Origin of the sequence: Bacillus sp. CD3-5, assembly GCF_006349665.1 — a bacterium.
Taxonomy (GTDB): Bacteria; Bacillota; Bacilli; order Bacillales; family Bacillaceae_G; genus Bacillus_A; species Bacillus_A paranthracis.
Map to the genome: position 1 here is coordinate 1 of NZ_VEPX01000004.1, position 13,288 is coordinate 13,288.

Genomic DNA, 13,288 nt, shown 5'->3' on the forward strand with positions numbered 1-13,288 from the left:
TCACATACCAAATCATTATAAATTCATACTGGATAAACCAATGTATTGGGCCTTATCAAATTACACAGACTTCTTGACGGAACCAATATATCGACCGTAACTCGAAATATATCAGCGATTTTCCGAATATATCGACTTACCGACAAAACGCGACAATCTACGCCAAAAAAAGAGGCTGCCTTTTATGACAACCTCTCTCATTTTTAGAAGAATACATGTAAGAAATCTTCTGTTGTAATATTACCGAAGTAGCGTTTAATATCTACGCCTTCTAAAGCTGTAGTGAATGCATCTTTATCAAATTGTACGCCTGTTAGACGTTCTTCAATATCGTGCACATCTAATGAACCGAAGAAGTCACCATAAATTTTACATTCTGTTACTGTTCCTTTTTTCACTTCCAGACGAACATCAACTTGTCCAACTGGGAAGCGGTGTGAATGTTGTAAGTTGAACTTCGGAGATTTTCCGTAGTTCCAGTCCCAATTTTGGTAACGTTCTTCAGATAGTTTATGGATTTCTTTCCAATCATGTTCTGTTAATTCGTACGTCGGAATTTCTGTTTCCCCTTCGAAAATTGTTTCTAGAAGAAGTTGTCTAAACTCTTCTGTCGTCATTTTTTCGTTTAAGAATTCTGTAATGTTCGCAACGCGGCTACGGATTGATTTAATACCTTTTGATTGAATCTTATCCATTTTTACTTTTAACGCTGATACGACGTGATCGATTTCAGAGTCAAATAGTAACGTACCGTGACTGAACATACGACCTTTCGTTGAGAACTGCGCGTTACCTGAAATTTTTCTACCTTCAGCTAAAATGTCGTTACGACCACTTAGTTCCGCATTTACGCCTAATTTACCAAGCGCTTTCGTTACAGGCTCTGTGAATTTTTTGAAGTTGCTGAAACTGTCTCCATCATCTTTCGTAATAAAGCTGAAGTTTAAGTTTCCTAAATCATGATATACTGCGCCTCCGCCTGATAGACGACGAACGACATGAATCCCTTTTTCTTTTACGTAATCTGCATTAATTTCTTCTACTGTGTTTTGGTTTTTACCAATAATAATAGAAGGTTCGTTAATGTAGAACAGTAAATACGTTTCGTTAATATCTAAATTCTTCACACAATATTCTTCAATTGCTAAGTTTATTCTAGGATCTGTAATTCCTTTATTATCAATAAATAACATCGTATCACCTCATGAGTTCCATACGTAGCCACTATGCGCTAGCGTAATATGGCCACTGAAAATTTGTTTTGCTTCTGTTACTAAATCAGATGGGGTGCCTGTATGCGGTAAGTGCGTTAATAAAAGTTCTTTTACATTCGCATCTTTCGCAATACTTGCTACTTCTGTACTATTCATATGCCCTGCTTTCGCCGCCTCTTGATGTGCATACATATTACACTCACAAATGAAAAGATCAGCATCTTTTGTGAATGGAATAAATTCAGGAATATAACTGGAATCAGCGCTATATACTACAGCGTCATTACCTGCTGTAATACGCATCGCAAAGCATGTAACAGGATGAACAGTTTTTAAGAATGAGATCGAGAACGGTCCAATTTGAAGTGTTTCTTCTGGATTGTACGCGATTCCTTTCGTATGCGGTTCATGCGTTAAAGAATGAAATCCACTCTCATCAAACGTATGACCGTATATTGGTAGTTCCGGTAGTTGTCCCTTTGTCGCACTCGTAATTAGTCTCGCATATTGCAATACCCCAATGTCTGCAACATGATCGTGATGATAGTGCGAAAGTACAACTGCATCTATATCAGATGGTGTTATATATTTTTGAAGCTGTGCTAGTACACCACTACCACAGTCTACAAGTAAACGAAAACCATCGTGTTCAAACAAATACCCCGACGTTGCTTCTCCCGCTTCTGGAAAACCGCCCCAAAAGCCGACAACAGTCATTTTCATATGTATCCATCCTTTCTAAAACCGAGTAGAAATGCATGTTTCACTTACATTCTACATTGTTAACTATAATCCATTTCCTAAACTTTTTCATTAATTTTCAATTTTGTTATAAAACAGTTATTGACTTTTATTTTTTGTACTAATACAATGATAGTAAGAAATGGAAATGGAGGGATTGACATGATCGATCAACCAATGGAGTTTTTCAGAAATTTACCGACGAAAACTTGTGCGCACTGCGGGAAAGAAATTGATGAGCAACACGAAGCATACCATAACAAATGTGATGACTGCGTTCACGAAGAATAGTAGTTTGTGAACAGAAAAAAACCTAGCAGACATAGTCTACTAGGCTAATAACATCGTATCCTTCATCGTTGAACCTTTCACCAAGAGCTCCAGTTCAAACTCATACAATTCTTTTTTTCGATAATTTTTCGTATGGATTTTATCCATCATCAGGTCGACAACTTTTCGGGCCATCTCATCGATTGGCTGTTCAATTGTCGTAATACCTGGCTCTGTAATCTGTGATAAAATTTGATTATCAAAACCGATAACAGCGAGATCATCTGGAATGCTCCAGTCATGGCGTTTCGCCTCTGAAATAATTCCAGCTGCTACCTCATCGCCTCCTGCCAAAATCGCGGTAGGATTTTTTTTGTCCTTTAATACTTCATGGAATATTCGTTTTCCATCTTCCCAAGAGAAAGCGTTTTCAAGAAAATCAATCGCTTCTACTTGGCGGCTCTTCTCCGTTATTGCACGTAAAAAGCCCATTTTTCGCTGTTGGCTAACCACTTTAGTTTCGTTACCACGGCAAAAAATAAGATTACGATATCCTTGTTCTAACACATGCTTAGCAGCTATGTATGCTCCTTGCGCATGATCAAACTTCACTGTTGGAATATTTGCTTCCTCAATATATTCATTACATAACACGATTGGACCGTGTTGTAAGTATGGCTCTACATCTTCCCACGGATTTTCTAGTGAACATAGAATAATCCCATCTACTTGTTTCGTAGATAATAATTGTAAATACTCCATCTCTTTTTCCGGTAAATATCTTGTTTGACAAATAATCAGTTTATATTTATGTTCAGAAGCAGCAATCTCGATCGCTTCAATAAATCTACTGAAGAAAGGATTTGTAATCCTTGGAACTAGCACCGCAATTGTTTCCGTCTTTTGTTTACGAAGCCTTCTCGCCGCAGAATTAGGAACGAAGCCTAAATGCTTCATTGCTAATTGAACCCTTTTTTTCTTCTCATCTGAAACATATGGATGATTATTAATCACCCTAGAAACCGTTGTCCTTGATAACCCCGCTAATTTCGCCACGTCCTCTATAGTCGACACGAAATTCTCCCCCTTTGCATGAAAACGTTTTCTTAAATTGATTATATAGTATATTATTGGAAACTGCAATATGGGTTGTTATGATTTTACTATATTAATATTATACATAGGGAAAAGTCTGTTATTTACAGGAATATATACTACTTTGAGAATTTCACAATAAATAAAAATTACTCCCCCTTCCTCTCACTCAAAATTAAACTTACATACTCTTGTTTGACCACACGTCATGCCCTCACTTACCTCAAAAACAAATTTCTATCATACTTCTAAAAAAAGATTTCTAATTTATACCGTTTAATTAATATTAGCGCTATGTAAATTTGGAACATTTCTTTATGTTTATAGGCAATAGGACAAGCATAAACTTGTCTTTTGAATATTTATATAGAAAGTACAAAATAATCCAATTGAACTGATTTATATGCTAGAAATGAAAAGGAGTTCATAAAAAAATGACAACTTATACAGTTAATGTTTATGGTATTTTCACCTTAGGATCTGCGTCCAGTAATAACCGAGAGCAACGTCGTACTAGATTAAATGATGACGTCAATAGAGCTAATGAAATCTGGAGGATTAATGGGGAGAATTGTATAAACTTTGTAGCAGCAGGAACATTTAATGCAAACCATATTACCATTAATGCAAGTGATATGTTAAGTGAAACGGCACTTGGACCAAACACCTCTACACGCACTTTAATCAACCAGGTGAGAAGTAGGAGAAACGGTGCTATTGGAATATATATCGTTTATCTAAGTGGAGATCATTTTGCAGATCGTGATAACAATGGTAACTTATTAAATGTTATTGGTTATGGTGGACCTCAATTATTGCGTTATAATAGTCCGAATGATTATCAAATCATTGGAGAAATAGTCATTACAGATGGTGGTTTTCAAACGAATGTATTTGCACACGAAGCTGGGCATAATTTACTAACTCGCATTATAACTGATCCTAACAATAACAATAATCAAATTTTTGATAATAGTGATCCAACAGGTCCATATAGAGAATTTGATCCGATAACAGGCGATGTAACATTCGAATCCCCCGGACATAGTGCGGATCCCAATAACATAATGTATCCCGTTGTAACTAATAATACTCAAATTGCAACAGAACAATGTGATATTGCTAGACAAAGTACCATTGTAATAGTACAAAACTAATACTAGTTCTACTAAAAAAGAAAGGGGACCACATTAAATATGATAAAGAAAAAAACAAAATCATTCCGTTGTTGTAATAACAAAAAACACAAAAATCATTGTAAAAAAAACAGCCATGAAGTGACTTGTATTGATAAGAATGATCCTAGATGGAAGTATAATGTTATTGATGACGACAATCCTGAAAAAAATTATGATATTTTCTATTTATAATTACCCTATAAAAAATAGGGGAAAACTCCTAAACTACTTTTAATTTCCTCGCTATTAACTGTACCTACTAGATCTGTTCTATACCTTTATTTTCTAAGTAGTACCTCTTCCACTCTTTAAAAGGGTTCACTCGACTTTTACTAGATGATTCAATAAATGGCATACGCAACTAGTCTGCATTTTTTCTTGAGTAAATGGTGCAATTCAGACTGGTTGCTGTACCCTATAATAACCAAAATTAAAAATAATCCCCTGCACCATACCTAATTGATAAAACAACATCTAGAAGTAATACTTATCCTAGCTACTATTGACCATAATCCTATATAAGATTTCCTGTAGAACATCAAGATTAAATAATATATTGGTGCTGGATTTCATATTAATATATCCTTTATTAAATTTCACTCAATATAAAACCCCATCAATACATCATCTCCATAAGATCCATCTTCATATTTAATTTGATTCCTTTGTCTTCCTTCCTCTACAAATCCCATACGTTTATACACCTTAATCGCCCTATCATTAATAGAAACTACGCCTAAGCAAATTTTCTCTAAACCTTTCTGCTCTTTAGCCCAACGAATAAGAAATTCAATTAGCTTCGTACCAATGCCTTGATTACAGTACGCCTCCTTAATCCCCATTCCCATTGTACCTGCATGTCGTAAGCGGTCTAATTCATATCGATTGAAAATTAAAAAGCCAACCACTTTTTTATCTACTTCATAAACTATGTAAAGATTACCCTTTTCATTGCTTTTCCGTATCTTTTCTTTTTCTGCATCAATATCATTTTGTAATTTATTTGGAGATACTATAAAAAACTTTGTAGTAGTTTTCGATAATATAATTTCTTTTCTAATATCTATAATTGATTCCGCATCAATCTCTTTTGCTAAGCGTATCACTGAATCACCTCATACCTTTTTCTAAAAGCTACAAAGAAAAATAGATAACGTAAGGATTCCCCTTCTGATTCATTATTTTAACTCCTCCCACTTCGTCCAAACTTCTCTCCCATTTATACGGTACATATTATCCTCACGATCCATAAACCCGTGTACAATAAACTCGCGTCTAATCGTACAAAAATCGTCATGATATTGTTTGATGAATGCATTGATTTCTTTTTCCGTATACTGATTCTCCGCATTTAACTTGCTAATTAAATACTCTAACAATACTAGTTTTTTCTTCTTTTGACCTGGAATCGATTTTAAACGGTCCTCTTTATCAAAAAAGTTACGAATGGTCGCATCCCTAAATTTCATTTCACTGTCAGTCATTTTATTGTCCTCCATTAATTTTTATACAATAAGACTTTATTGTTTGTCCTTACTATTCTTCTTCATTCTTTCACTTACAACATCCATAAAGTAATACCCACTAATAAGCACATAGTAAACTACAAGTATTCCTAGTGCATCTTTCATATTTATATATATTTCTTTATGAAACAAGATAGGTGAAAGGGCGTAAACAAGAAAGATGATTAGCGGATTTAAGATAAAATAATAAGTAAGCTTTCCTTTCATCATATCAGCTCCTCTATTCTAGTTTTCTCTTTAAATTGTTGTAATTCCTTTTCTTTCGTTTCTATAGTTTTTAGACAGATTCATAGCCGAACTACAAAAAAATGCCCTGCATTACAATAAAAAAGCACCGAAAAGGTGCTTTTTTCTACGCTTCAATCGATTGATTTTCCGCAATATTTCTAAATTGTCGTTTGTGCATCCAAGTTAAGGAGGCAATTGTTCCAAGTGATAATGCAACGATGAAAATCATGAGTATTCCTATGTTTTGCCACATGAAGTTAAAGTCTCCACTTGATACGACTGCTTTCAATCCAGATACAGAGTATGTCATCGGTAACCAAGCATTGAATGGTTGTAAAAACTTCGGAATCAATTCTAGCGGGAATGTTCCGGCACTTGTTGTAAGCTGAATAATTAATGTGATGATGGCGATGAAACGCCCTGCATCACCAAATGCTGTTACTAAACATTGAATTAATGCGATAAACGCTAAACTTGTAACGATGCTAAAAAGTATGAAATACGGAATACTTTGTACTTCTACACCTAATCCGAATAGTAATATCACATCCGCTACTACCGCTTGAATAATACCGACTGATAGTAACACACCGAACTTACTAATAAACCAACTAAATCCTGATTTTGGAACGCCCACTGTATCACGTAATGGATATACGATAGATAATAATAATGCCCCAACGAATAAACCGAGTGATAAGAAGTACGGTGTAAATCCAGTTCCGTAGTTAGGAACTTCCGCCATTTTCTCCGTCTTCACTTTTACAGGACTTGCAAACATATCATACGTTTTATCTGTTCCTTTTACTTCACCAGTTTTCTCTGCTCCTTCGCCAAGTTTCTCAGCAAGTTCACCTGAACCGTCGTTTACTTTTACAAGGCCATCCGTTACTTTTCCTGATCCGTCTGCTAGTTTATTTACGCCGTCGATTAGCTGGGTTGAGCCAGTTGACATTTTATTTAGACCACCATTTAGCGTACCTATGCCAGTTGTTACTTGACCAGAGCCATCTGCTAATTGGGTTACTCCACCTGCCATTTGGTTTACTCCTACAGATAATGATCCTAAACCTCCTGTTACTTGCTTTGAGCCATCTGCTAATTTGGATACTCCTACAGATAATGTTCCTAAACCACCTGTTACTTGGCTTGAGCCATTTGCTAATTGATTTACGCCACCTGCCATTTGATTTGCCCCTGCAGATAATGTTCCTAAACCGCCTGTTACTTGGCTTGAGCCATTTGCTAACTGATTTACACCACCTGCCATTTGATTTGCTCCTGCAGATAATGCACCTAATCCACCCGTTACTTTATCCGAGCCATCTGCTAATTGATTTATCGCATCAATTAAGTGACCTGATTCGTTTTTTAATGTATTTGCCCCTTCTTTAGCATTATTTAATTTCACACCAAACCCTTGGAATTTTTCAACAAACCCTGTTTGTGCACTGGATAATCGCTCAATACCAACAGTTAAAGATTGTAATTCTGCTGGATTCGGTAATTTGCTTTGTCCATTACCTGTTTTTTGATTTATTTCACCTTTTAATTGTTTTACTTCTTCATTTAATTTATTTGTTCCGCCTGCTACTCCGGCAGCTTTTTGCTGAACTGTTGTTGTATTTTTTATGGCACTTGTTACGAATGGTTGTAACTGCTCTTGATATTCTTTTGGTAAACTTTCAATTTGCTTTTGTAAATTCGCTACATCTTGTGCTGCATTTTTTGCATCTCCTGCTGTTGATTGCGTAAGTTCATTTAACTGATTTACATTCGCCCCAGCTCCATCTATTTTCTCATTTACTGTACTCAATATAGCAGGGTCTTTTGACTGCATTTCCTCTAAAGCTGCAGTAGATTTTTGTACGTTACTACTTAAATCTTGCAATCCCTTTTGAATCTCTTGAGACCATTTTTCTAATTGTCTTTGCCCTTCAACAAGTGCTTCCATACCATTTGATAGGTCAGTTGTTCCTATTTTTAATTCACCGGATTTACTTACTAATTTGTTCAAACCCCCGGTCACTTTCTCCGATCCATCATGCAATTCATCAATTCCTTTTTGCATTTCACCTGTTTTGCTATTTAACGTATTTAAACCGTCTGTTACTTTTCCAGAGCCATCTATTAATTTTCCGATACCTGTCTGCATCTCACCGGTTTTACTATTTAACGTATTTAAACCGTTCGTTACTTTTCCAGACCCGTCTATTAATTTTCCGATACCTGCATTGCTATTTAATACATGTAAACCATCTGTTACTTTTCCCGATCCGTCTACTAATTTCCCGATACCTATCTGCATTTCACCTGTCTTGCTATTTAGCGTATTTAAACCATTTGTTACTTTTCCTGACCCATCTACTAATTTATTAGATCCATCTGCTAATTTCTGAACTCCATCCTTCATCTCTCCAGACTTCCCTTGAAGTGTATGAAGGCCATCCGTTACTTTACTTGAACCATCATGCAGCTCACTTGATCCGTCGTGTAGTTTGCTTGCCCCTTCCGCCCCATCTGCTAATCCTTTTGAGACATCTTGAATAGAATCAAACATTTTCTCTGCATATGTTTTCGTTAACGTACTTGATACTTCACCTTTAATTTTTTCAATGGCTGTTCCGCCAATTTGTGAAGATAAGAAGTTTAAGCTTTCGTTTGGAATATATTCTAAGTTTAATGGTTTTGGTTCATCTTTTAATAATGTTGTAGCGTTACTTGAGAAGTCATCTGGAATGCGTACTAACATGTAATACTTTCTGCCTTCCATTCCTTTTTTCGCTTCTTTTTCACTTACAAACTCCCATTTAAAACTGGTATTATCTTTTAAATTATCAACAAGCCCTTTTCCGACCTCAATTGGTTTCCCATCAAATACTGCACCTTTATCTAAATTGACTACCGCCACTGGCAAATCATCTAACTGTTTATATGGATCCCAAAAGGCCCATAAAAACATACCTGCATATAAAATTGGTACGAATAGAACCGCGATAATTGGAATTAATATTTTTTTACTTTTTATAATTTGTGTGAACTCTTTACGAAGTAACTGATTTCCTTTCATCATTTCTCCCCCTTTTTAAAATGACCAAATTGTTCAATCGGTCATTTTTACCCAAACAAAAAGGCTATACTGATTCATACATATGCCTTATCTCCGAATTTATACTATGCAACTGTTTCTTAATATGAAGTGAATATTTCTATTATCCCTCCTAAATCAAATGTATGACCATTTCGTTCGATTGGTCACTTTTTATAATAATAAAAGGATTATCTTAGTTTGACAATCCTTTTAATAAATAAAGTTCAAATAATTCTGCAATTTTTTCTTTTTCTAGCGGTTCATGATTTTTTTCCCAATCAAAAATAAGCGATACGTATAAGCGAAGCATAATAAATGCTGTAATTTCTGGATCACATTTGCTAATTTCACCTTTATCAATCGCAATCTTTAAATACGATTGAATGACAGAAACGATTTCCACATCTACTTGTTGCATCACTTCTTGTACTTCTTTCGTTCCCATATCGCGCTCTTCTTGAATTAACTTAATCATGAGCTGATGTTCTTTTCTGAATTCTAATATGCTATATAATGCTCTATGTACATTTTCAAAAAATGAAACATCTGAACGAATTGCATTTTCTGCAACTTGCTTCATTTCTGTAATTAAATTAGAAATAATCTCGCCAAATAGCTCTTCTTTATTTTTGAAAAAAGTATAAATCGTTCCTTTTCCTACATTCGCTAACTTCGCTACTTGATCCATCGTTGTTGCTTTATAACCGAATGCTGAAAAAGACTTTGTTGCAGCCTCAATAATAGAACGTTTTCGATCTATCGCCACATCTTCACCTCCAAAAATGACCAATTGGATAATATAGTCAATCAGTACATCTTTGATATTACCACACGCTTACATTGTATACAAGTTCTCTTTTTTATTATTTCCAGTATAAAAAATTCCAGTCAAGTTATATCATACTGTCCATAGTTTATCAGAAGAAAAGAGAAAAGGAAAAGGTGTTCTTGAGATATACAGCTAAACCTTACTTACAAACAACAAATTTCCCTTTTTTTCAAATAATCAAGTCAACTACCCCCACTGAGATAAAGCGTTTCAGTGGGGGCTTGAGTTCAAACACTAGGTCTTTTCGTCTATCGCTAGACAGTTTGACGCTCTAGCATTCATGCCACCTTATGGTAACACCCCAAGTAAGTTTTTGGTCGGTACTGGCAACGAACGATTGTTTTCCCACTTGCACCACCCTTTCGAAAAAGAGCAATTCTTCCTTGCAGAAGAAGCCACCACTCAGGTGAATCTGGCGTGTGCTACAAGCCCCGACAAGTCGGGTACACATGGATGGTTGACGCACCCACTAAGCTATGCACGAGGCAACAGCCTTACGTTTTTGCACTTCTAATAGAATCGGCGTTTTCACTTTAAGATTGTCATCCAATTCTACAACTCTGGATTTTTGCAATGTATTCAGCGCACCATTAATATCAGCATGGATACATGTTCCTATTTTACTTTGGTACAGACCACGAGTGATTCGTTTTCCACTAAAAAGATAATGAGTCTTATCGCCCTTAGACCAAACTGGAACCGGATCTTTATCCAGAAAACTAGCTTTTGAAGTATAGCTTTCTTCTTGTTTTAAAAATAGGATACCTTCTTTTATACATTTATTCTCAATCGCTGCCATCAGTTTATAAAAGGGGATTTGAACAAACTTTTGATTATTCTTTTTTCCCATATCAGATTTTTGTTTCCAACCAGCGTTATATCCTACGACAATCGTATCTATATTGTATGCTTTCACTTTTTTGAACAACAGACCTACTGTTTGTGAAATGTAACCATTTATTTGCCTTTCTCGTTTATGCCAAAGTGCAGCCATTTGATTCGTTACAACGCGTTTCGAAAGCCCATTTTCTATATTTTTCTGCTGGAGATTACGTATCGTTTTGTTGAAGTATTGGTTAATAGATTTTAATTTTTTTCCATCAATTAAGAACGTATCACCTGTATTCGTTGCGCAACTCACTAATCTATCTACACCTAAATCGCAACTCAAAGCGTTACTCGTAGTCGTGGATAGTTTCTTCATTTGAGAAATGTGCATTTCATATGTATAATGCACCTCAAAGAACCGACCTTTTTGCTTCGGTACAATTTCAATGTAGGAGATTTTTTTATTTCTTAAGTTTTTAGGCATGCATATTTTAATGGAACCGAATTTTTTTCTAAATGCAACATTCATCGGAATCATCCAATACCCGTTCTCATCCACTTTTGGAACTTGATAGATTTCAATAATTCGTTTGTCAGTGGAACGAGAATAATTTGGAAACTTCGGACGACCTGTGAACTTCTCAGGAGTTTTCTTCCACTGTTCCAATGCTTTAAAAAAGCTCTTCACTTCTGTAAATAAGGCTCTACGAATCGCTTGAACAGAGTTCGATTGCATGCCCGAGTAGTTCATATCATCCTGCATGGCAGTGTCTACTTCTTTGACAGTAGCCACCTTTTTATTGTTCAAGTAACTTTGTTTCATCGTGTACAATCCAACATTTCGCAACGCTTTTGAACTATGTGACATGCGCTGAAGTAAACGAAATTCTTTAGCTGTGAGGCAAGCTCGTCCGATATTCTGTTTCTGCGTGAAGCGTTGCATATTTTCTCTCTTCTTTTGTTTCCGTAATACTTTTACCGCTTTCTTTCTAGCCATTGTTTTCACCACTTTTCTTAGAGCATTCATTAAAATTATTTTTGACAAATCAATATTGGGAACAAAATGCGAACATGTTCTTCATCATAATTCCTTTTGGTTCAAGCAGCCAAATGATTATGATTATCATTATTCAATTTCGTTGTCCTACGATATATTCCCTCCTTATCTAGGGCAGATTATATCGTAAGACAAAAGAAACAAAATTGTTTCGCCTACCTGCTGCCGGCAATTCATCTCCACCTGAATTTTTGGATTTCACCCATAGCACAAATCAAATGAAGCCTTCTTGCCAAAAAGGATAAAAAAACAAGAAAATCTTTACATTTAATAGTAATATAGAAAATAGACAAGTTTATTAAAACAGTGGAGGCTTTTTCAGTCATGATGCGTGCGCTTCGTTTAAATATAAAGCAAGCTTTTTGTAGTCGTATTTCTTTAATTATGATGCTTAGTGGATTTGTTCTTATTTGCATTTATCACTATTATTATGTCATTCGTTATTTAGGAGACGCAGCGAATGGTCCTATATCAACAGATTTAAAATGGATTGGGTTTCGCGACAATGAAATGGATGTTTATTTATTATTAATGCCCGTTATTGCGAGTTTCCCCTTTAGTACAAGTTACAATTCCGATAAGTCAGATGGTTTTAAACCGTTTGTGAGTAAGGGGATTTCTATCTTTCCTTATTCAGTAGCGAAATATATCGTTACGTTTTTTTGCGGAGGATTTCTTTATACGCTTCCATTCATGTTATCGTTATTATTTTGCAAATTAACCATTCCAGACGGAACACCTACGGCTGGTTCAGGTATCATCAATGATGATGGAATGTTCGCAAACCTATATTTAGATTCGCCTCTCACTTACATTACTGTATATATCGGAATTAATTTTTTATTTGCAGGTTTAATGGCCCTTTTAGGACTTGCTGCATCTGTATGGTCACAAAAGGACTATATGGCAATTCTCTTTCCATTTGCAGTGGCCTCCATTCCGTACGTCCTGCTAAATACAATATTCCCTACAATAGGCGGAGCACCTTTTCATTTATATGACCCAAAGCAACCATTGCAAGGCATGTCACCGTACATTTTAACGATGCAATGTACTTTCTTCCTTCTCGTTAGCTTATTCATGTATATACAAGGAGTAAAGCGAGATAGAAAAAAATATAGAAGAAGACTGCAAAAAAGAGATCGATGCAGAAAAGCGTTTCAAGCAATTTCAGACTAAATCATTGAATGAATAAGAGCGTAATTTCCTAAGATAACTTAGGGAATTACGC

At 35.5% G+C, this 13,288-nt stretch carries 13 protein-coding genes; 4 read left to right on the top strand and 9 right to left on the bottom strand.

Going from position 1 to position 13,288, the window contains the following annotated elements; all coding sequences use genetic code 11:
- Positions 1–203 precede the first annotated feature (203 nt).
- Both lplA and FH036_RS09545 read right to left on the bottom strand, forming a co-directional pair.
- The gene (lplA, locus tag FH036_RS09540) at positions 204–1,193 is read right to left on the bottom strand and encodes a lipoate--protein ligase (protein WP_139895629.1); all 990 of its coding nucleotides are present in this window, start codon (positions 1,191–1,193) and stop codon (positions 204–206) included.
- 9 nt (positions 1,194–1,202) lie between these two features.
- On the bottom strand, positions 1,203–1,937 hold the full coding sequence (locus tag FH036_RS09545) for an MBL fold metallo-hydrolase (protein WP_139895630.1): 735 nt from the start codon (positions 1,935–1,937) through the stop codon (positions 1,203–1,205).
- A gap of 180 nt (positions 1,938–2,117) precedes the next feature.
- Between FH036_RS09545 and yhfH the strand changes: the two genes are divergently transcribed.
- A complete protein-coding gene (gene yhfH, locus FH036_RS09550) occupies positions 2,118–2,246 on the top strand; it encodes a protein YhfH (protein ID WP_000567010.1) in 129 nt (42 codons plus the stop codon).
- Between the two features lie 39 nt (positions 2,247–2,285).
- Here yhfH and FH036_RS09555 read toward each other — a convergent pair whose 3' ends face one another.
- Entirely contained in the window at positions 2,286–3,299 is a 1,014-nt protein-coding gene (locus tag FH036_RS09555; RefSeq protein ID WP_000103718.1) for a LacI family DNA-binding transcriptional regulator, read from the bottom strand.
- Positions 3,300–3,754: 455 nt separating this feature from the next.
- Here FH036_RS09555 and FH036_RS09560 point away from each other — a divergent pair, with 455 nt between their 5' ends.
- Both FH036_RS09560 and FH036_RS27270 read left to right on the top strand, forming a co-directional pair.
- On the top strand, positions 3,755–4,477 hold the full coding sequence (locus FH036_RS09560; protein ID WP_000214840.1) for a hypothetical protein: 723 nt from the start codon (positions 3,755–3,757) through the stop codon (positions 4,475–4,477).
- Positions 4,478–4,516: 39 nt separating this feature from the next.
- Positions 4,517–4,690: a hypothetical protein gene (locus FH036_RS27270; RefSeq protein WP_167495105.1), complete on the top strand. Its 174-nt coding sequence runs from the start codon at positions 4,517–4,519 to the stop codon at positions 4,688–4,690.
- 404 nt (positions 4,691–5,094) lie between these two features.
- On the opposite strand, the gene FH036_RS09565 is transcribed toward FH036_RS27270, so the two are convergent.
- The 6 genes from FH036_RS09565 to FH036_RS09595 all read right to left on the bottom strand — a co-directional run bounded on the left by FH036_RS09565 (position 5,095) and on the right by FH036_RS09595 (position 11,997).
- Positions 5,095–5,604, bottom strand: a complete 510-nt coding sequence (locus tag FH036_RS09565; RefSeq protein WP_139895631.1) for a GNAT family N-acetyltransferase — start codon at positions 5,602–5,604, stop codon at positions 5,095–5,097.
- Positions 5,605–5,676: 72 nt separating this feature from the next.
- Positions 5,677–5,982 carry a DUF2087 domain-containing protein gene (locus FH036_RS09570; RefSeq protein WP_044792668.1) on the bottom strand — a complete coding sequence of 102 codons (306 nt, stop codon included), beginning with the start codon at positions 5,980–5,982 and terminating at the stop codon, positions 5,677–5,679.
- A 36-nt stretch (positions 5,983–6,018) separates the two neighbouring features.
- A complete protein-coding gene (locus tag FH036_RS09575; protein ID WP_139895632.1) occupies positions 6,019–6,234 on the bottom strand; it encodes a hypothetical protein in 216 nt (71 codons plus the stop codon).
- Between the two features lie 142 nt (positions 6,235–6,376).
- Positions 6,377–9,322, bottom strand: coding sequence for a YhgE/Pip domain-containing protein (locus FH036_RS09580; RefSeq protein WP_139895633.1), 2,946 nt, complete (start codon positions 9,320–9,322; stop codon positions 6,377–6,379).
- 214 nt (positions 9,323–9,536) lie between these two features.
- On the bottom strand, positions 9,537–10,109 hold the full coding sequence (locus tag FH036_RS09585) for a TetR/AcrR family transcriptional regulator (protein ID WP_000963375.1): 573 nt from the start codon (positions 10,107–10,109) through the stop codon (positions 9,537–9,539).
- A gap of 532 nt (positions 10,110–10,641) precedes the next feature.
- Positions 10,642–11,997, bottom strand: a complete 1,356-nt coding sequence (locus FH036_RS09595; protein ID WP_139895634.1) for an RNA-guided endonuclease TnpB family protein — start codon at positions 11,995–11,997, stop codon at positions 10,642–10,644.
- A gap of 384 nt (positions 11,998–12,381) precedes the next feature.
- On the opposite strand from FH036_RS09595, the gene FH036_RS09600 reads away from it, so the two are divergent.
- Positions 12,382–13,236 (top strand): hypothetical protein, encoded by an 855-nt coding sequence (locus tag FH036_RS09600; RefSeq protein ID WP_139895635.1) that lies wholly within the window; start codon positions 12,382–12,384, stop codon positions 13,234–13,236.
- Positions 13,237–13,288: the final 52 nt, after the last annotated feature.

Excerpts from the sequence above, each read along its gene's own strand:
- yhfH (WP_000567010.1), top strand. The coding sequence starts at position 2,118 with ATGATCGATCAACCAATGGAGTTTTTCAGAAATTTACCGACGAAAACT.
- FH036_RS09560 (WP_000214840.1), top strand. The coding sequence starts at position 3,755 with ATGACAACTTATACAGTTAATGTTTATGGTATTTTCACCTTAGGATCT.
- lplA (WP_139895629.1), bottom strand. The coding sequence starts at position 1,193 with ATGTTATTTATTGATAATAAAGGAATTACAGATCCTAGAATAAACTTA.
- FH036_RS09580 (WP_139895633.1), bottom strand. The coding sequence starts at position 9,322 with ATGAAAGGAAATCAGTTACTTCGTAAAGAGTTCACACAAATTATAAAA.
- FH036_RS09595 (WP_139895634.1), bottom strand. The coding sequence starts at position 11,997 with ATGGCTAGAAAGAAAGCGGTAAAAGTATTACGGAAACAAAAGAAGAGA.
- FH036_RS09545 (WP_139895630.1), bottom strand. The coding sequence starts at position 1,937 with ATGAAAATGACTGTTGTCGGCTTTTGGGGCGGTTTTCCAGAAGCGGGA.
- FH036_RS09600 (WP_139895635.1), top strand. The coding sequence starts at position 12,382 with ATGATGCGTGCGCTTCGTTTAAATATAAAGCAAGCTTTTTGTAGTCGT.
- FH036_RS09570 (WP_044792668.1), bottom strand. The coding sequence starts at position 5,982 with ATGACTGACAGTGAAATGAAATTTAGGGATGCGACCATTCGTAACTTT.
- FH036_RS09575 (WP_139895632.1), bottom strand. The coding sequence starts at position 6,234 with ATGATGAAAGGAAAGCTTACTTATTATTTTATCTTAAATCCGCTAATC.
- FH036_RS27270 (WP_167495105.1), top strand. The coding sequence starts at position 4,517 with ATGATAAAGAAAAAAACAAAATCATTCCGTTGTTGTAATAACAAAAAA.